Below are 21,696 nucleotides of genomic sequence, written 5' to 3'. Positions count from 1 at the left end.
GGATTTTCTAAAAATCTCTACCCGAGATTTTTGAAACGACCACTACCGCCTCCTTAAACCTATTTAGTTTGTGATTTCCTGTTAGGTGGGGAATATTCAATTTTTTTCTTAAAGAACTAATCAAGTTTTGTTAAAATATTTGGATAAAAAGACATCACTGGGCGAAGTGCCTTAACGCTTTTGACGCCTACGTAAAACTCTACCCGAGTTTTACTGGCGGAAAAGCTACCACGAGCCTAACTAATTATTTGGTTTTGTGTAGTGGGGCGGGACATGGTTGTGAAATGTAGTAGTAGTTTTTTAATGATTTTATGTAAGATAGTGGAACATAGAAGTGAAATATGGGGTTATTGTTTTAATTATTTCATGTAAGGAATAGGAACATTGTAATTAAATATAAAATTAGTGTTTTAATGTTTTTTTGTAAGATAGATAAACATAGAAGTGAAATATGGGGTTATGTTTTTATGATATTTATGTAAGAACATAAAACATAATTACTAAGAAATACACGATTTTTAAACAATAAAAATATCTAATCAAACTTATATAATGAAGAATGTAAAATATTTAATTGAAATTATAAAAAATCTTGAAAAAATAATGTGTTTTTTGATAAAATAACAATGCATTGAATTTCAAAATATTTTAATTAAATAATTTTATAAATTTAGTTGGAGGAAGAGGTTTTGGTTAAGAAGATTTTTGCGGTATTGGTTTCATGCCTTATTGTTTTAGGTGGACTAAATTTAAACAGTTCTTTTGTTAAGGCTGATGATTTAAACTGGAGTGATGATAGTATTCGTGCGTCTGCTTATACAAGTAAAGATGAGGATGCTAAGACAATAGAAATTACAAGTGCCAAAGAACTTGGACTTTTAGCGTATGAAGTAAATAATGGTAATACATATGAAGGATGGACAATAACACTTAAAAATGATATTGACTTATCCGGACATAACTGGGATCCTATCGGACATTATACTGAAAGCTATATAGATTCTAATACAAAAGTATTTAAAGGAAGTTTTAATGGTGATAATCACACTATAAGTAATATGAATATAAATATTGAAAATGTTAGTGATAATGATAGTGCTTTTGGATTTTTTGGTGGTGTGTTAAAAGGATGTGTAAAAAATCTAAAGTTTGAAAATAGTAATGTTGAAATAGGAAATTCTTCTGATTCTATATGTGTCGGAACAGTTGCAGGATTTTTTGCAGGAAGTGAAGTTTCAAATATAACAGTAGATAATTCTATTATTAAAGGAAATGGAAGTAGTTCTGTATTTGTTGGAGGATTATGTGGTAGTTTATATAGTAGTACATCATTATCATATAATTCTAATATCAGCAATATTATAGTTTCAAACATTACCTTGTCTGCAAACACTAATGATTGGAAATATAGAGGCGGTATGATCGGTTATATAAATGAATTTAATTCAGTTATAAATAACTGTTATTCAAGTAATATTACATTTATGGAAGAAGCCGCTCAAGATAAACATGATTATTCAGGTGGATTAATTGGATATGAATCAGCAATATTATAGTTTCAAACATTACCTTGTCTGCAAACACTAATGATTGGAAATATAGAGGCGGTATGATCGGTTATATAAATGAATTTAATTCAGTTATAAATAACTGTTATTCAAGTAATATTACATTTATGGAAGAAGCCGCTCAAGATAAACATGATTATTCAGGTGGATTAATTGGATATGAAAATGGGGGGACAAAACAATATTGTTATTCTGATAAATTGGATATTGTAGGTGGACAAGGTCCTTATCCCGGAACTATCGCTAATTCAAGCAAAGTTATTGACGGAAAACTTGAAACACCTGTTACAATAGATGGTAAGACTTATGATTCCCTTGTAGGAGCTATGAATGCTTGGGTAGAACAAGCTGGTGGTGATTTTATAACATGGGATTGTGATTCTTTTGGTGTAAGTCATGATTTAGAAGCTGTTTATGTTGATAATACATATCATAAATTGTCATGTAAGAATTGTTCTTATAGCACAGATGAAAAACATACTCTTACTTTAGAAAACAAAAAAGAAGCTACATGTACTGCTGAAGGATACACCGGAGATGAAGTATGCAGTGTATGTAAAGAAGTTGTTAAAAAGGGCAGTGTTATAGAAAAAACAGCGCACAACTATGTTGACGGAAAATGCAGTGTGTGCGGGGCAGTTGATCCAAATTATAACCCGAATCCAGATGAAGGAACTTCAGATGATTCTTCTCAAAATGCTTCAAATGTGAATACTCCTGGGACTGGAGATAGTTCAAATATGGTGATGTGGGTAGTAATACTTATTGTATGTGTTGTCGTTATTGGTGGAAGTATAATTTATATGAAAAAGAAAAAATAAGTATTTTATAAATAGAAAGCCTTAAGAATATTCTTAGGGCTTTCTTTATATCAATCTTTCAAAGTATTTAATAGAATTTTATTGCATCTATCAAAATATTTTATATACATTTTTTGCTTTTTACTTTGGTGTATTATTGTTTCATCCTTATATATTAGTTCATTAATTTTTAGTTGATTAGATAATTCATTTATACTATCTTGAATACTTTTTTGTATATTTTTTACCATAGCGATGTTATTTTGTTTTTTTACTAAGATTAGACTGCAATAAGTTAAAAATTTTGCACATTCGCTTAATACCAAATCTTTTGAGGAAATTGAGTTTAATGTAGAAAATGTAGTTATTCCTCCACTTAACGAACCTATAAATACACCGCCTCCTGTAAGTATTGTCGTTCCTCCTGCCATTCCTAAACCTCCTGCGGCAAGAGAACCACCACCGATAAATGCCAAACTTGCATTTGTTAATGCTGCTCCAGATAAATTAGCAAAAGATGATCCAGCTATTAAAACTGCAATTTGAGGTGAAAAGTAATAAATAACTCCTCCTGTTGCTATTCCTAGTACTGCTGTTATACCTGCTCCTGTGATTATTTTTTTTGTTTTATTATCTAACTTTCCAATATTTTTATTATATTCTTTTAATATTGCTTTGTAATCTTCATAAGATATAATCATTTGACATTTGCAAAATTCTTCTTCTTCAAAATTACTTTTATATTTTATTACTTTATTCCATTTTTCTTCTTTTGATTTTATTGGATAATAAGGAATAAACAAAGATAATTCCATTGTAATAAGATAAAGCCAGCCAATATCAATACTTTTTCCAACTTCATTTGATATTTGATTATAAGTTTCGTCTTTGTTTAGTAAAACTAATTCATTTTTATAATTTTCATTAATATCTTTTTCCCATAGTTGAAGCCATTTTTGTTTTATTTTTCTTTCTACATCATCTTTTGTTGTATTTATATCATATTGAACTTTTTGTTTTTTTAGAGAAAAGAGTATTTGCATTTGTTTTTCATTTAATGAAAAGTAATCATATATTTTAAAATCAAACGTTTCTTTTAAAAGTACATCTTGTCTTTGTTTATATATTTTGTATGTTTCTTTTAGATCTTTTAATATATATATTCCTTCACTAAGAAGTGCAAAAGTAAAACGTCCTACTCCAACATAATTTATATTTAAAAGGAAATGTCTTGTAAAATTGTTTTTTCCTTTATATGCTGCTTTTACTGCAGCTGTTGCAGTTGAAACCGTAAAGAAAACACCAGAGGAAATAGTAATCATATGTGTTAAGTTTCTGTTGTTTATAGGCAGAAAAGTTTTAGGGTCTAATTTTTTTAAATCTTTTAGTGATTTAATATTGTTTATTTTAATTTGTATGTAAAGTCTTTTTATAAAATAAAATCCTCTTACTATACATTCATTAATAATTACCGGTATGGCTTGATTTGATATTTGAAAAGCAATTCCCATTTCAGTTCTAAGGTCAAATTTAATTATATCGTCTTTAGATTTATGTTCAAAATATGTTCCATTAAATAATTTAGATATAAATTTTGAAAATTCTATTTCATCGTCTTTATATTTAATTTTTATTTCATGTATTAAAGGCAGAGTTGATACTTCTTTTAGAAAAGATAAAATCGGTCCCGGAATTCCTGTACCTTCTCCCGGTGTATTCTTTGAGCCTGCCATATCACTTATTAAATGGAATGCCCATTTTATAGTTGCATAGTATATTTTTTCATATATATTTTTACCAATATATTTGGTGTTTGTAATTTTGTTAAAAATTAAATTACCGTCTTTATAGGTTCCAAAGCTGTATAAAAAAAACTGCTCAATAATTGAGAAAATAAGTCCGGTAATTGTAGGGTGGTGCGTAAAATCTCTTAAGTGATGTTGTCTGCCTCCACCGTATATATTAGTATGGCTGTCAGATGCAAATGGATAAGCTTTTTCTAAAGTTCTTATTGCTCCGGCGATATCATCTTTATCACCTTTAAAGCCATTAAACTTAGCTATTTTAATAACGATATCTATTGCTTTTTCTTTTCCCATAGTTTGAGCATTATCTAAAGAAAGTTCTTTACAAATAAAGGCACTTATTCCACCTGAAAAAAGACCACTTGCGGCAGATAGTATATAATCTGTTTTGGTAAGGTTATCTATATATTCTAAAAATTCACTATCAATATAATCATTTTCGGTTTTGTCTTTTAAATTAAAATTTTCATTAAAATTTGGATTTGTTTCATCTTGAATGCTATATTCATAGTTAAAATCATTTTCTTTTTCAGGAATAACAATTTCATATGAAAAAGGCATTATAAAATCGTTGTTTTGCTTTGTTATTAAAGTATTCATTTTTTTCTCCTCATTTTATCGTTAATTAAATTATAAGTTAGTATTTTAAAATAAACAACAAATTTTATTATGGTAATAAGCATTAGATTTATAATTGGGAAATATTTCCTTACCTCAAAAATAATAAAGAAAAAATCGTAGATAGGTTTTTAAAAATATGTTAAATTTAGAATATAAATTTGGGAGTATGTTGGTACGTAAATATACTTTTAATATGGTATTATAGTAAATGAATAAGTGAGGTAATGTGTGATGATAAGAAATTTAGAAACTAACATATTTAAAATTTTGGGGGTCGAAAGTAAGGAGATCGTTATGAGTCGATTTTTTGCAAACTGTATAAAAAAAGATATACGTTTTCTTGATATGATTGCAAAAGAGGCTTATGAAGATTATGAAGAAATAGCGGGTAATGAAGAATTGGATTTAGAGGGGATAGTGGTAAAAACCGAATATGATTTTAGTGATAAAATAGATGATAAAGGTAAAAAAAATAAACAAAATAGGGTAGATATATTTATAACGGTAAATAAAAAAGATGGAAGTAAATATGCTGTTTACTGCATTGAAAACAAAGTCTATTCCTTAGAGGGAAACAAGCAGACAGACAGATATGTAGATTTAATAGATAAAAATTATGGTGATTATGAGCATAAATATTATATTTATCTTACAGCAGATAAGTCATTTTATGAACTGACAAATAAAAAATTTAAAAGAGTTTATTATTGGCAGCTTAAAAAAATGGATGATTCACCTTTAGAAGAAGATTTTTTTGATTTATTTAGTAAAAAGAATACAGAAGAAGTGGATAAAGAACATAAAAAAATAATTTCTTTCGATGAAAATAAATTTGAAGATTATATTGAATATTTGCTAAAAATGATAAACGGATATTATCCAACTTTTATTCAAAATGATGAAAATATTTATGCCTGTTTTGGTAATTACAATGGGAAAAAATTCTGTCAGATTTCACTTCGTGATTTAAAATTTAAAAGTGATTTAATATTGGAAAAAAAGGGTGATAATGGCAGCAATGAAGATAAAGAAGAAAAAAAATTAGAATTTAACATACATTTGGAAGTAGAAGAAGGCAAAACTTTTTTACATTTTGAAACTTATCCTTATTTTTCAAAGAGAACAATGGAATCAAAATACGTTAATGGTGAAAATTTATATAAAAAATATCAAGATATAAGAAAAAAAATTAAAAATAGTAAAGTTATTGAATCTTTAATAGACATAATAAATAATTCTTTAAAGGAAGACATAATAAAATTTTTAGTAAATGAAAAAAACAAGTTATCAGATGAGGTAATAATAAAATTACTGGATAATGATATAAAGGAATTATCAAATGTAGATTTGAAAAGGGAAATAGCAGATAAGTTAAAAGTTAGTACCTACAATTATCGCCTTACACTTGTAACTTTTAAGATAAAAGACAAAGAGATAAATTATAAATTATATTTTTACTTTTTGATTTATGTTATAAATTACATAAAGTCAAAAAAAGAAGAAATAAATAAAATAATTCAGGAAACAGAGCTTTAGGCTCTGTTTTTATATTAGGAGGAAAAAATGGAGAAGAAAAAGGAACTTACAAAAAGGCAAAAGGCTTTTGCCGATGAATATTTAATATCTTTAAACGGATATAATGCAGCATTAAAGGCAGGTTACAGCAAGGAATGTGCAGGGAGTATCGCATCGAGAAACCTTAAAAACCCCCTTATAAAAGAATATATGAACAAGGTTTTAAATAAGACAAAGTCAGATGATGTGGCAGATATAAAGGAAGTAATGGAATATTTAACATCGGTTATGAGAAGAGAAGAGATGGAAGATGTTGTCGTGACTTACAAAGAGGAAAAAGTTGACTACAAAGAAGTTGAGCCCGGGGAATTTAAACAGGTAAAAGAAAAGACAGAAACACCTAAAGTAGTTCAAATTCCAACAAAGCTTAGTTATGCCATGAAGGCTGCGGAGTTACTGGGAAAGAGATACGGAGTATTTAAAGATGAAGAGGATAAGGAAGTAAATAAGACTATTAAGGTTACGCTGACGGATTAAAATTAAATTTTAGGGTTTCGCTCTAAAGAACGACCAGTATTTTTCCGAAGCAAAAAATACTGGATAAAATGCTTTCACTCATACGCCGTGAATACAAAGGGGCGTTGCCCCTTAAACCCCTTACTTAAGGGCTGTCTGCCCTTAACAACCCGACCAAATATTTGCTTGTCCAAATATTTGGATAAAAAGACACCACTAGGCGTGGGGCCTTTTACGCTTTTCGATGTCTCGCAAAATGCTACCCGCATTTTACGGACAGAAAAGCTACCCCGACCTAATCCTAATTAGGTTTGTTGTTTTATGTGAGATGTGGGACATAGTAATGAAATGTGAGTATGTGGTTTCGCTCTAAAGAGCGACCAGTATTTTTCCGAAGAAAAAGTAATAATTATGTCATTCGCAATTTTTTCTTAAAAAATCGCTCATGTTGTTTAAAGCTTTCAGCTTAATGAGTTTTATAAGAATAAAACTCATTTGTTTCTTTGAAACAGTAAACAGTCAAAATGCTTTCACTCAAGCGCAGTGAATACAAAGGGGTGTTACCCCTTAAGAACCCCACGACTTTTTTACTCGCCTAAAAAAGTCGAATAAAAGGGCGCCACTAGGCGTGGGGTTTTAGGGTTTCGCTCTAAAGAGCGACCAGTATTTTCCCGAAGCAAAAAATACTGGATAAAATGCTTTCACTCATACGCCGTGAAGGCTTATAACGCACTCGGATTTCATGAAAAATCTACCCGATTTTTCCATGAACGAGTGCTACCGCTGCCCTGAGATGTTTTATGTAAGGAGTTGGACATAGTAATGAAATGGAAAGCAAGTTTTTATTTAGATTTAGTAATATTAAATTTTAGGAGCGTTATGCTCTTTTTTTAATGTTAAGTTTAAAAATATTAAGTATTTAAAGGAGGGGAAATTTTTGAAAGATACATAAAAATGAAGTTTATTTTAGAAATATAGAAATCAAATTAATTTAAAAATGATAAAAATGGAGGGAAAAAATGAGAAATAAATTTATTGATGAAATATTAAAAAAATCGGCTGGAACAATTAGTAATTCTATAAAAACAATAAATAAAGAAAGCCTTGAAAAGGCAAGAAGAAATAATAATGGGAATGTAAATAATAAGGCATATAAAAGTGCAAACAATGTTGCAGGTGCAATTAAATCAGGAGTTAAGAGTGCTTTTAATAATATAAATATTAGTAATGGTAATTCTGGTTTGAGTATTAATACGAAAGATTATGCAAATTCTGATTTTAAAAATAGTGGTTTAAATAATGGAACTACTCAATTTAAAGATAATAATATTAAACCATTTAACCAAATGGGTTTTGAAAATTATTATAATATGCAAAAACAAAAAGAACAAAAGGAACAAAAACAAAAAGAAGCGATAAATAAAAGTGTAGCAGATATTTATAAACAAAGTTATAATTATATAAATAAAGGATTACAAAATAGTGCTAAAATATTAAAACAAAAGAGTGCTCCTATATATTCAAAAAGCGGTTTAAATGGTAATATGTATAATTCGACAAATAATGACAAAAAAGTCAATACTGACAGCATAGTATATAAAGGGGATAACAATTTAAAATCCAAAGTCTATACTCAAAATTCAAATGTAAATAAGGATTTTATGACTTATCACAATACATATACTCAAAATAAAAAATTGGGAATGGATTTTATAAATCAAAATAATAATAAAACTTATATAAAATCTTATGACCCAAAAACCATAAGAGAGCCGGAAGAAAAGAAAAATAATAATGTAAGACCTTATGGGAATTATACTTCTGATATAACAACGGATATTTATAGAAATAAATTTGGTCCGGGTAGTGAATATTATACAAAAAGAATTGAAGATAGAAATAAAAGACATGAACAGTTTGCTCCTGTTTTGAATAATGCAAAGCCTATGAACAGCACCAAAACTTATTCCGAGATTAATAGTGCCCCAAGAAGACCGGGGGATTTTACAAAAGAAAATTCTACAAATATGTATTATGAACATGTTATAAAGCCGAAGATACAATCGGAAGCAAATATGCAAAAAAGTGCATTTCAAGAAAATCTTCATAATTCTATTGAATATACAAAAGATGCACCAAGATACGGGGATTTCAGCAGAAGAAAATATTATGCAGAGGATAGAACAGCCGTACCTGATTATATAAGTCGTAAAGTCAGCGAGGAAACAAAGGAATTATTGAAAGAAGATTATGGAGATCCCGGCGTTGTAAATATTATGCTTAAAGACAAAGGTGCGGAGAACTTAGATTTTAATAACACAGAAGCATTAAAGAAAAATCCTGTTTTAAAAGATGTTGATAGATATCTTTTGGATAATATGACAGTAGAAGAAAGAAAAATGCTTTATGTTGCAATGAGTGATCATATGGGAAGCGGTAAATATGATATATTAATGAGAAAGAAGATACCTTATGCCATGTCTTTGGTTGTATCTGACAGGGTAGAAAATGAGACACTTAAAAATATAGCCAAATATGGCAATGGTTATCTTATAAAAACAACCCTTGAAGAATCTTTATATAGGAATTTTGAAGGAGGATTTCAAACGGGCAGTGTTATGGGGACAAATTTTAATCCCTTTTATAAAAGAGGGCAAAGTGCAGCTTTGGAACGTTTAAAACATGAGGGAACAGAAGAACAAAAAATAATTATATATGCTTTTGAAGGAATTGCAGATACTATGACAGATTTTGGTATAGATGTAGTTAATAAACCTTTTCCATTAGTTGGAAAGCTTGAATCTTATAATATTGCTTGGGGAAAATCTTATAGCCAATCATTAAATTATGATTATTATGATTTAGATATATCAATAAAAGAAGCACAAGATAAAGCTTTTTATGATGCGAATAAAAGTTTAGCACTGGGAATGATGCCTGATGTTGCGGAAGCCTGGAGTAAATATAAAATTTCTGAAAATATATTTACATATTTAAATCAAGTTGATTATATGGATTTAAAATCTATTTTTAAACAGTATGGAATAGATATTGGTAAAGATACTTTATGGTCTGCAGTTGTAAATGCTAATAATAAAGTAAATGAATATATAGAAAATGAAGAGAAAGATAATAAAAAATAATTATTATTATTATGATATAATTAATCTATAAAATAATCGGGGGAAACGTATGAAAAATTTTTTAATGAAAACATCTTTTAAATTGCTTTTTATATTATTAATTGCATTTATAGTTATAAATAATCCAAGTATAATAGAAGATTTATTTTTTGGAGGAGATATAGACGCAAGTTATTGTAAAAGTATAAAAGTAAATGCAAAGGCAATGTACTGGGATTTTGAAGATGAAATAGAATATCCTGAGCTTAACGAATCAAGGGAGATTTTAAAGAGATTATTTGGTGAAAATTGGCTTGAAATAGGACATGAAAACATAACAGTAGAGCCAACTTTAAATAAACATGATATTAGTGAACATGAGCCTGGAGAAGATTTTGAAAATGGTGAAGTTACTTTAAAAATTTATTCATACAATTACGGAAAAGTATATAAAAACGCAAAAGAAAAAACCGATAAGCAGATAAAAGAAAGAAACATAAAAAATAAAAAAGAAAAGAATGATTTGTTAAATAAAAATTTAAAAGAAGAATACAGAAATGTAATGGAAAAAGATAAAATTACAGAAAATGTAGTATATAAAAATATGTCAGATAAGTCTTCAAGCAGAGGTATTGGAGCAAATATGACCGTAGTACATCTTAAAAGGCAAAAGGATAATATGGATTTATACAGTGCTTTGACAGGTGGGCTAGTATATGAGATAGAAAAAAATCCATGTGATTATCTTATAGTAAGTGATGAGTTTAAATATTATGAAGAATTAAAGGGGCTTATTGAAGATGTAAAAAACGATATAGTAAAAGGGGATATGCCTAGTGATTACGAAGAAGCAAGGGAGGTTATGTCTACTTTTGCAGATCCTACGGGTGATAAAGAGAAAGATATTGAAGTTGCTTTTAGGAGTGTAGGCTTTAGTATAGAGAAAATAGATAGGGATAAGAAAAAAATAAAACTTATATTTGACAGCCCTGATTATGAAAAAATTTATAATAGAGCCCTTGAAGAAACCATAAACGATATTGAAAGTGAAGAAAAATATCTTACGGAAGGAGAAAAGGGAGAAATATTTACTGAAAATCTATATAGAAACTATGTAGATAGGTCTACAAAAACCAGAGTAGACCCAAAGAAAAAAACGACAATAACTTATGAAACCTATTATGATGAAAACGGAGAATGTCATTACAAGATTAACATAGATGATTATTTTTATAGTTATTTCTTTGGAAATTTGGAAAAGGCTGTTGGAAGTGAAGCTGATTATATGATTTTTGAAAGAGAAAAGCCACCAGAGAAAAAGAAGGGACCTGATATTGTAAAAGAAATGATGGAAGAAGAGGAGAATAATAAATAAGGGGCATCCTCATATTTAAGGGGTGTTACCCCTTAAGATCTCCACGACTTTTTTACTCGCCTAAAAAAGTCGAATAAAAGGGCGCCACAGGGCGTGGAGTTTTAGGGTTTCGCTCTAAAGAGCGACCAGTATTTTTCCAAAGAAAAAAATACTGGACAAAATTCTTTCACTCATACGCCGTGAATACAAAGGGGCATTGCCCCTTAAACCCCACGACTTTTTTACTCGCCTAAAAAAGTCGAATAAAAGGGCACCACTGGGCGTGGAGCCTTTGACGCTTTTCGATGTCTCGCAAAATGCTACCCGCATTTTACGGACAGAAAAGCTACCCCGAGCCGACCTGTTTTTTTGTTTTATGAGATAGGGACATAGTAATGAAAAGGGAGTGTAGGGTTTGAATGGATTTTATGTTAGTTTGTAGGTCATGGTAGTTAAATGTTAGGTTATGGTTTTTTAAGTGTTTTATTGTTACTATGTTTAACAATTTTGTGAAATGATACTTATGACTACTAAAGTATTTATGCGAGTTTTGTTTATTTATGAAATAGTAAATATTTTATGATTTATCATATTAGTTTTAAAGCTAAAATATGATTTAATTTTGCAATTAAATTTAATAATACATTTTAATTTTAGGAGCGTTATGCTCCTTTTTTATTACTCATTTTAAATTTTGTTTACAAAGAGCTTTTTGCTCTTTTTTTATTTTATTTTAAGGAGGTAAGGTATGTAGAAAAATTTTGAAACAGATTTTAAACATAACAAAAAAGGAGGAAGAAAATGAATTTAATTATTATATGTTTAATTGTTTACGGATTTATTAGCATGGCTATGGTGCTTTTTGCTTATAATCTTGGTTTAAAAAGTGTTAGTGAAAAGAAAGAAGAAAAGAAAAACAGTATTAAACCTTTTTTAAAAACTGGAAAGGTAAAGATGACAAAGGAAGAAAAAGAAGCTTTAAACAAAATGAATATTGCACTTAGCAATATTGAAAATTATGACGGTACAAGCAGAGGGCAGAAGAAAGTTTAATATAAGGGGCTTTGCCCCTTAAGAACCCCACGACTTTTTTACTCGCCTAAAAAAGTCGAATAAAAGGGCGCCACTAGGCGTGGAGCCTTTTACGCTTTTCGATGACTGCGTAAAACTCTGCCCGAGTTTTACTGTCAGAAAAGCTACCGCTACCCCGAGCTGTTTATGAGAGGTGGGGGATATTTTCGTGAAATGTAAGGTTAAGGATTTTTCAAAATCTCTATCCGAGATTTTTGAAACGACCACTACCGCCACCCCGACTAATTTAACTATGTTAGGGGGATATATTTAAGGGATACTCCCTTAACAACCTTTATTTAAGGGGTTTTACCCCTTAAGAACCCCACTCTTTTTTTGCTTGTCCATTCGCAATTTTTTTAAAAAATCGCTCATGTTGTTTAAAGCTTTCAGCTTCCTGAGTTTTTATAAAAACTCAGCTGTTTCTTTGAAACAGTAAACAGTCACAATAAGAGGTAAAAAGGACACTTCTAGGCGAAGTGCCTTATAACGCTTTTCGATGACTGCGTAAAACTCTGCCCGAGTTTTACTGTCAGAAAAGCTACCGCTACCCCGAGCTGTTTATGTGAGGTGGGGGATATTTTCGTGAAATGTAAGGTTAAGGATTTTTCAAAATCTCTACCCGAGATTTTTGAAACGACCACTACCGCTACCCCGACTAATTTAACTATGTTAGGGGGATATATTTAAGGGATACTCCCTTAACAACCCATATTTAAGGGGTTTTACCCCTTAAGAACCCCACGACTTTTTTACTCGCCTAAAAAAGTCGAATAAAAGGGCGCCACTAGGCGTGGCGTTTTAGGGTTTCGCTCTAAAGAGCGACCATATTTTTGCCGAAGCCCAAAAATATGGGAAAAAGGCTTTCACTCAAACGCCGTGAAGGCTTATAACGCATTCCGAAGCTTACTAAAAATACTACCCGTATTTTTAGTGCTGGAATGCTACCCCGACCTAAACCCAATTGAGTTGGTGGTTGTAAATAGGGGGGGACATGGTTGTTAGATGTAAGGTTAGGATTTAAATTGATTTTATGTAAGGGGTGTGTGGTGAGAATTTGAAACATTATAAAATGTAGAACAAAGAAAAGTATAAAAATAGATTTTAGCATTTTATTGAAATTACAAAAAATAAGAGATTAATACTAAGAATAAAAAATAAAGGAGAATGAATTATGTATGAAAATGAAAATTACAGAAAGACAGGCGAATGGGCCTTATATGAAAAAGGAAAGGATTTTTTAAGTAAGAAAAACGTATATGAAGAGACGGACAAGGTTTATCGTTTTTACAACGGAGATCAGTGGAAAGGTGTTGAAAGCGGAGTTATATCTCCTATAACTTACAACATAATTAAACCGATTGTTAAATACAAAACGGGGGTAATAAACGGTAACGGATATGGTGTTGTATTTTCACCCAACAACTTTGAAGATGCGAGATTTCAAGTGAAGATGTCGGATCTTTGCTCTAAATTAAACGAATATACTTCGATTCTTTGGGAGAACAAGAAAATTAATGCAATTTCAAGGGATATATTAAAAGATGCCTGTATTAACTCAGAGGGTATACTTTATTTAAACTATGATGTAGAGGAAAATGAGATTGTTCCGGAAGTTGTAAACAAGACAAATATTTATTATGAAAATGAAAATAACTCTGACATTAACGACCAAGAGTACATATTAATCACAACAAGACAGAGTGTTGCCAGTGTAAAAAGGCTTGCAAGGAAAAACAAAGAGCTTGGACTTAACAAATTAACGGAAGATGACATTCAAAAGATAATGAGTGACAATAAAACAAAAGAACAAGCCGGGGATTATGCAAAAGAAGAATTACACAACATGGTTCTTGTAATAAGTAAATTCTTCAAAAAAGACGGTCACATTTGGTTTAAGAAATCCACCGAAAATGCAGTTATTGAAGAAGAGAGAGATTTGGGACTTAAGAAGTATCCTATTGCTCATTTTGTTTGGGAGGAATTAAAAGGAAGTGCCAGAGGAATGGGTGAAGTAATAAACCTTATACCAAACCAAATCGAGATTAACAAGACAGCTACAAGAAGGTCTCTTGCGGTAATGATGGGGGCTTATCCGAAACTTGTTGTTGACAGCAAGAAAATCAGTAACCCTGACAGTATTACAAAAGTAGGCAGCGCAATATTTACAGACAATCAAACAGTTGATGATGTAAGAAAAGTAGCGGGATACTTAAACCCTGCTACCATGAGTCCTGACAGTAAGTCACTTCAAGATGAGCTTATACAAAATACAAAAGACCTTGCAGGTGCAGGAGATTCTGTTACAGGGGATGTTAACCCGGAAAGAGCCAGTGGTCAAGCTATTTTGGCGGTTCAACAAAACAGTGAACAAAACTTAACTGAACAGTTAATCAGATTTAAGGATTTTCTTGAAGATGTTGCAGGTATAATTTTCGAGATGTGGCAGGTATATACACCAAAAGAGGGAAAAAGAATAATAATAAAGAAACCTTTAAGTGAAGTTAGAAAAGAAGAAAAGAGAAATAATTTCATTGTTGGAAGAGATGACGACATAGAGAACATGGAAGAAAACGAAAAAGATCAAAAGGGAGAAGACAAGGAAATATATGTAAGCAGAATTATAGATAAAGAGACAATAGAGAAATTAAAAGTAAGCATTAAAATAGATATTTCTCCAAACACTCCTTTTGATAAATACGCAAGAGAAACAGCTCTTGGAAATATGCTTAACAGTGGTCATATAACCTTTGAAGAGTATGCGAAAAATCTTCCTGTTGACAGTGTTATACCAAAAGAAGCATTAATGAACATAGTAAAAGAAAGGAAGAAAGAAGAAGAAAAAATCATGAACATTCAAAAGATGGGCGAGGAAAAGAAAGCGATGATTGATACTTTCGTTATGGACAAAGACGATTCCGCAATTTCTGATTCTTCTTCGTCTTCTGCTTTAAATGACGTACTTTTAAAGTCCGAAAATTTAAAGGGAATGAACAAAAACATGAATAATCTTGGAAGTATGGGGAACATAAATTCAAACATTAAAGAAAAACAACCGGAAAGCAATTTAAACTTATCTCCGAGCAAGATTCATTTAAATAACTTTTAAGGGGGTATAAACCCCCTCGACTTTTTCGTGGATTTGAAGCGAGGAGCATTTTAAATTATTGGTTTAAAACATAAATTTTAAAATATTACAAAAAAAGAATAATCTATTAAAATTTTGACACATTTCGTGTCATTTTTTATTTAAGGAGGAATAAAATGAGTAATAAGAAAGATAAAAATAATATAAATTTCGGCACATACGTATCTGGAGGGAGAGCAGTCGGGAAAAGAACGGGCACAGTCAAAGGAGGGTTGAGTTCGGCATTTTTGGGAAAAACTTCCGAAAGGTCAAAAATGAATTCAATCGGAGGGATTTCCGATAGAATCAAAAGCGGTGTGGTCCAGAGCGGAAAAGAGAGAGGATATAGTTCTGAAAAAGATAAGGGGTTTGGATTTTCATCGAAAAGCAACAGAGGATACAACGTAACCAGGTATATGGGAGAAAGAGGAGGAACGTTTGGAGAGAAAGGATATGCGAAAATAGGAAATGAATACTATTTAAAGTCCAATCCGTATTCGGGAAAGGGAACGGAAAGGAACGAAAGACCGAAGTTGTTGAAGGAAAACGAGTATGGAATATCGGAAGAGAAAAGGCAAAAGATAAACAAGGGGAGAATAGACAGGTACATAAAAAACATAAATCCGTACAGTGCGCCGCCGAAGAGGATAAGGGACGCAAGGGCGAAAGAGAGCGTGGAAAAGCTGATGAACGGACTGCAAAAGAGAAAGAGAGGACTTTTAAAGAATCAAAATGAAGGTGAAGTTTTATCTTACAAAAAAGGAATAGAGCAGGTCATGAATAATTACAAGCCGTACGGAGCGGACCAGAGGAACGTGAAAAAACAAAACGAAAGTTTGTATTCAGTGTATCCCGCATACGGAAGCAGGGTAACGAAGGAAGACATATCGCCATATGGTGCGAAGTTGAATGAATTTGCGAAAAAGAAAAATGCCAAGATGAAAGCGATTGAGGAAGAGAAAAACAAGAGTCAAAATCAAAGTAAAAAAAGTGCGGTGCAGGAGGTTATGAGTAAGTATTATAAACCGTATGGAACAGAGCAACAAAGCGCATTGAATAAAGAAAATAATGTTTTGTTTAAGGATTATCCAAGTTACGGAAGCAAAGTAACGAGTCAGGATATTCAAAACATAAATAGTGATATGAATAGTTTGGTAAAAAGGGTGAATGAGAATGCAAAGATAAAAGAAAAGATAGAAAAAGAGAAACAGAAGGAAAGAGAAGAGCGAAGTGAAAAATTAACAAACGTAAATGATTTTGTTCAAAGTATTTACGGTAAAGACGGTACGGACAATTACGGTTATTCGGTTAATAGTGTAGTCGGTCAACCGACGAAACAAAACTTTACAAAAGAGAATATAGGAAAGTCCGTGCCTGAGTATGAAAGTTTTGAGACGAAAGAAAAAAAAGCAAAGGAAATGGAAAAAGAATGTAATGCAGACCCAAACAAAGAAAAATATATAAAAAAAGGAGAAAGTACAGCGTCAAACAATACACTTGCGGGACCCAAACATGATACAAATCCTTTAAAGGCTCATATAGATAACAGCTGGTATTTAAAAAGAGGAATAGAACAAGATACCAGATATAAAAAGGGATTTGATTATATCACACAAGAAGAAAAAGATACAGCCAATTATATACTTGGGAAATACGGAGCAAAGGCACAGGCAGAATATTTAAGTAATATATTAAACAGAATGGAAGAAAGAAAAAGAGATGAAAAATATAGTAATATGAAAAATTTAGGTCCATTACAGATTATGTATTACGGACTTACAAACGGTATAGAAAATAATGCCCGAGATATTGTTCAGGGAATGAGTTTGGCAGGAGGAAATGAAAATGTTATTCGTAAATCAGGCAAAAGTATGGCAATAGAGAAAAAGAAAAAAGAGTTAACCGGAATGGATAAACGATTATTTGATGGGACTGAGTGGGTTGGTAACAATATTATAAGCTCACTTGGTTATGCTGTAAATCCTGCTGTAGGTGGACTATTTGACTTGACAGGAGAATATGGTTCGGGATATGGGAAAAGCATGGAAGGAGAATATTCAAAAAATGAAAAGAACGATATAGAAGCAGGAAAACAAAATGCCAAGAATAAAATGTTGGTAAAGGGATTAACAAATGTATTAACAAAAGGAGCAGGAAGTGCTTTTGATACGGTAATGCCAAATGACATCAAACATTTAAATATTATCAAAGAAATATTTTCAAATAAGTTAAATGAAAATGTAAAAGATAATATTGCTCCAAAATATAAAGATAAAGATAAAGACAGAGATAAAAAATAACTATATACATAGAATTAAAAATCATGGTATAATTTTAAAAAGAGGTATTAAAGTTATGAAAAAATCTTTAAAATATTCGCTTATTTATACAATTTTATTAATATTATTATTTTTATTTACAGTTGATATTCCTAACAGATATAATTCAAATCCAATGGTAGATTTAAAGAACAAATGTTATGATTATTTAACTTTAACAGGTGAGGATGATCCTTTTAAGGAGTATATTTTTATAATGAAAATAATGTATCCAAAACCTACGTTTGGGATAAAGTATGTAAACAGAAACGTTGATTATGAAATACTTGAAAGAGAAGAAAAAAAAGAGATTGTAGACGAAGGTACAATATATGAAGAAAAAAATTATTACAATAAAGTAAAGATAAAAGTAACATCATATAATTATGCCATTGCTTATAAGAATGCTGTAAAAGCGACGAACAAATATAAAAAAGAAAATGAGAATGCAGGTAAAGAAGAAATAGAAACATATTTTGCAGAACGTATAGAATATGAAGGAAAAAAAGTTATTGACAATGAAGAAAAAACAGTTATGTACGTTTATAAAAAGGAAGATGAAATTGAGTATGGGGATAAAAGTCGTTTATATAAAACTGTTATAAGTAAATTGCCAGAGCAAGAAAGTAATTCAGATTTTCTAAACGCAATGCTTGGAGGGTTGGTCGAAGAAATGGATAAAACAAAGCTTCCGGAGGGAGTTGACCTTGAAGAGACGATGAAGTTAATGAAGATAAAGTAGAATAGGAAGACACCGAGAGGTGTCTTTTTTGTTTTAAGTAAAAAAAATAAATTCTATTATTTTATATTTATGTTAAAATAAATAGAGGATATTCTTATGAAAAAAAATAGTATATTAAAAGAACTAGCAATGTGTACACCAATATTATTACTTATTGCATTAATTTTTTTTGTTAAAATTTACGATTATTCAGTAACAGGAGATTTAAACAATAAATGTTATGAATATTTAACGGCAGAAGACGGGAGTGGGGAAAATTATAAAAATATTCTGCAGATGATGTATCCAAAACCTACGTTTGGGATAAAGTATGTAAACAGAAAAGTTGATTATGATATAGTTGAGAAAACGAAAGAAATTGAAAAAAAGAAGATTGAAGATTTATATTTAGGTACAAAAGAGATTGAAAAAGAATATGACAAAGTAAAAATAAAAGTGACTTCATATAATTATGCTCTTGCCTATAAAAATGCAGTAAAAGCAACAAATAAATATATAGAAGAGAATAAAAACGCAAGTAAAGAAGAAATAGAAAAATACTTTGCCAACCGTCTTGAATACGAAGGGCGAAAAGTTATAAAGAACAAAGAAAAAACCGTAATGTACGTTTATAAAAAAGAGGATGCTGTTGTTTATGATAGTAGCAGAGGTGGTCATGTGGCTTTTGAAATAGTAGAGCTTCCGGGGCAAAAAGATAACCTTGATTTTCTAAACGCAATGCTTGGCGGACTTGTTGAAGAAATGGACAGGACGAAGCTGCCTGAAGGGGTTGACCTTGAGGAGACTTTGCAGTTAATGGGGATAGAATAGATTAAGAACAAAAAAGACACCGAGGGGTGTCTTTTTTTTGTTAAAAAAATATTTATTTAAGGAGGGATAAAATGAGTAATAAAAAAGATAAATATAAAATAAATTATAGCACATATGTATCAGGAGGGAGAGCTGTAGGTAAAAGCGGTTCTTATAAAAAAGGAAGTACAGGTATAAATGGAGCAATAAGTGGAATGTTAAGTTCTATGTCAGGTGTAGGTAAAAACATTTCAAAAAGTTCTTCGTCAAAAAATAGCAGCAGTACAGGAATAAAAGGAGCAATAAGCTCAGCAGGGTCATCAATAAGCAGGTTTGCAAATGGTGACGGTTCAAGAAATTCCTCTGAAAGCAACACAAACCTTGATTATAATGTAAAGAAATATATGGGACAGAGAGGAGGAACTTTTGGGGATAAATCATATACTAAAATAGGAGATGATTTTTATTTAAAGGCAAATCCATATTCAGGTGTTGATATGAAGAAGAACAATAAGCCTAAACTTTTAAAGGAAAATCAATATAACATTTCAGAAGAAAACAGAGAAAAGATAAACAAGGAGAAAATAGAAAGTTACATAAAAGGCATAAATCCTTATAGCGCACCGCCGAAAAACATAAGAGACGCAAAAGCGAAGGAAAGCGTGGAAAGTCTTATGAATAATATTCAAAAGAGGAAAAATGAACAAGTAAAGAAAGAAAATGAAGAATATCATAAAGGCATATCACAGGCAATGTCTAATTATAGACCTTATGGCGTAGACCAAAGAAACACAGGCAAAACACAAAATAACTTACTTAGCTCTTATCCAAGTTATGGAAGCAGAGTGACAAAGGAAGATTTGGCAGATTATAGTACAGCGTTAAATCAGTTTGCTAAAAATAGACAAACTAATCTTGCAGCAAAAGAAGCAGAAAAACAAAAGAAACAAGCAGCAAATTTAGCGAATAAAAAAATCACATCACAGGTAATGTCAAATTTCAGACCTTACGGCGTAGACCAAAGAAACACAGGAAAAACACAGAATAATTTATTTAGCTCTTATCCAAGTTATGGAAGCAGAGTATCAAAGGAAGATTTGGCAGAATTTAATACAGCGTTAAATAATTATGCTGTAAATAGAAATGCAAAGATTGCAAAAAGAGAAGCAGAAAAACAAAAACAACAAGGGAATAAAGAACAAAATAAAAAGCCGGCTTATGTAGGAGAGTTTAGACAGAATGCGGACAATCAATCAAATAAAGAAAAAACATATGCTTACCAATATAATAGTGTTCCCGGACAACCAACAACAAAGAATTTTACAAAAGAGCATTTAGGAGATGCTGTGCCTGAGTATAAAACTCAAGATGATATAAATAATGAATTAAAAACGGTAGAAAATGAATATTCAAATGATTCAAAGAAAGATATAGATAAATATATTAATAAGGCTGATAGTATTGCCGTTAATGATACAAATGCAGGTTCATATTATGATGATAATCCTTATGCTTCATTCCAAAAGAATAGTAAATATAATAGAACAGGGAATGAAGAAGATAAAACAGGTTATGATTATATGACGAAAAATGAAATTTCAACAGCAAAATATATACTTGGAAAATATGGAGCAAAGGCACAGGCTGAATATTTGAAAAATTTAAAAGGAAGATTGGTTGAACGTGAGGCTACTGATTATATTAAAAGAGAATTATCCGGAGCAAGCCCTGCTAAATTAAGATGGGAAAGTTACAAAGCAGGTGTTGCAGGAAAATTCAGAGATATTTTTCAAACAGGAAGCGTAATGGGCGGTAATAATAATTTACTTCAGCCTTCCGTATTTGAAACGGCAATAAATAGAAAATATGAAAAAAGTTCTGATGAAACAAAAAAATTAATGAAAAGATGGCATACAGCTGGAGATTCAACTGTATCAATAGGTGCAAATGCAATTAATCCGGTTCTTGGGAATGCAATAGATATAGCATCAGATTATGGAGATTCATATACTAGTTCCTTAAGAAATAGTTCACAGACCAAAGAAGATGCAAAAAAAGCAGAAAAAACAGCACTTTTTGATACTGGAAAAGATATTATTATTTCTAAAGGGATAGATATTCCAAATTCTGCAATAAAAAAACAAATTAATAAAAAATATGGTGATAAAATAGACACAATGTTATCAAAAGGATTAAATGGAAAAAAATTAAATGAAAAACATCTAAATAGAAAAAAAGCAAGAATTGAAAGAGGATATGATTCTATTATTGAAAATATATTAACTAATAGAGCTAAGGATGATAAATATTTATATTGATAAAATATCATATAATATATATAATTATGT

13 protein-coding genes are annotated in these 21,696 nt (G+C 30.6%); 12 read left to right on the top strand and 1 reads right to left on the bottom strand.

Annotation, left to right across the window (positions count from 1 at the left end):
- The first annotated feature begins 689 nt into the window (after positions 1–689).
- Positions 690–1,556 (top strand): hypothetical protein, encoded by an 867-nt coding sequence (locus tag M6G78_RS01055; protein WP_253229356.1) that lies wholly within the window; start codon positions 690–692, stop codon positions 1,554–1,556.
- Between the two features lie 53 nt (positions 1,557–1,609).
- On the top strand, positions 1,610–2,389 hold the full coding sequence (locus tag M6G78_RS01050; protein ID WP_253229355.1) for a hypothetical protein: 780 nt from the start codon (positions 1,610–1,612) through the stop codon (positions 2,387–2,389).
- A gap of 50 nt (positions 2,390–2,439) precedes the next feature.
- On the opposite strand, the gene M6G78_RS01045 is transcribed toward M6G78_RS01050, so the two are convergent.
- Positions 2,440–4,773, bottom strand: coding sequence for a hypothetical protein (locus tag M6G78_RS01045; protein WP_253229354.1), 2,334 nt, complete (start codon positions 4,771–4,773; stop codon positions 2,440–2,442).
- A 252-nt stretch (positions 4,774–5,025) separates the two neighbouring features.
- Here M6G78_RS01045 and M6G78_RS01040 point away from each other — a divergent pair, with 252 nt between their 5' ends.
- From M6G78_RS01040 to M6G78_RS00995, 10 genes are all read left to right on the top strand, one after another.
- Positions 5,026–6,330, top strand: a complete 1,305-nt coding sequence (locus M6G78_RS01040; RefSeq protein WP_256476195.1) for a PD-(D/E)XK nuclease family protein — start codon at positions 5,026–5,028, stop codon at positions 6,328–6,330.
- Between the two features lie 27 nt (positions 6,331–6,357).
- Positions 6,358–6,846: a terminase small subunit gene (locus M6G78_RS01035; RefSeq protein WP_253229352.1), complete on the top strand. Its 489-nt coding sequence runs from the start codon at positions 6,358–6,360 to the stop codon at positions 6,844–6,846.
- A gap of 998 nt (positions 6,847–7,844) precedes the next feature.
- On the top strand, positions 7,845–9,968 hold the full coding sequence (locus M6G78_RS01030; protein ID WP_253229351.1) for a hypothetical protein: 2,124 nt from the start codon (positions 7,845–7,847) through the stop codon (positions 9,966–9,968).
- 49 nt (positions 9,969–10,017) lie between these two features.
- Positions 10,018–11,322, top strand: coding sequence for a hypothetical protein (locus M6G78_RS01025; RefSeq protein WP_253229350.1), 1,305 nt, complete (start codon positions 10,018–10,020; stop codon positions 11,320–11,322).
- A 780-nt stretch (positions 11,323–12,102) separates the two neighbouring features.
- Positions 12,103–12,354 carry a hypothetical protein gene (locus tag M6G78_RS01020; RefSeq protein ID WP_253229349.1) on the top strand — a complete coding sequence of 84 codons (252 nt, stop codon included), beginning with the start codon at positions 12,103–12,105 and terminating at the stop codon, positions 12,352–12,354.
- 1,192 nt (positions 12,355–13,546) lie between these two features.
- Entirely contained in the window at positions 13,547–15,481 is a 1,935-nt protein-coding gene (locus M6G78_RS01015; protein WP_253229348.1) for a hypothetical protein, read from the top strand.
- Positions 15,482–15,636: 155 nt separating this feature from the next.
- Entirely contained in the window at positions 15,637–17,799 is a 2,163-nt protein-coding gene (locus M6G78_RS01010) for a hypothetical protein (RefSeq protein WP_253229347.1), read from the top strand.
- 55 nt (positions 17,800–17,854) lie between these two features.
- The gene (locus M6G78_RS01005; RefSeq protein WP_253229346.1) at positions 17,855–18,559 is read left to right on the top strand and encodes a hypothetical protein; all 705 of its coding nucleotides are present in this window, start codon (positions 17,855–17,857) and stop codon (positions 18,557–18,559) included.
- A 96-nt stretch (positions 18,560–18,655) separates the two neighbouring features.
- Positions 18,656–19,369, top strand: a complete 714-nt coding sequence (locus M6G78_RS01000; RefSeq protein ID WP_253229345.1) for a hypothetical protein — start codon at positions 18,656–18,658, stop codon at positions 19,367–19,369.
- Positions 19,370–19,440: 71 nt separating this feature from the next.
- Entirely contained in the window at positions 19,441–21,666 is a 2,226-nt protein-coding gene (locus tag M6G78_RS00995) for a hypothetical protein (RefSeq protein WP_253229344.1), read from the top strand.
- The last annotated feature ends 30 nt before the right edge of the window (positions 21,667–21,696 follow it).

It is taken from the genome of Anaerofustis sp. NSJ-163, from assembly GCF_024135845.1.
In the GTDB taxonomy this organism is placed as follows: Bacteria; Bacillota; Clostridia; order Eubacteriales; family Anaerofustaceae; genus Anaerofustis; species Anaerofustis butyriciformans.
The sequence above is the reverse complement of the archived record's forward strand: the minus strand, read 5'-3'. Positions and strand labels throughout refer to the sequence as shown.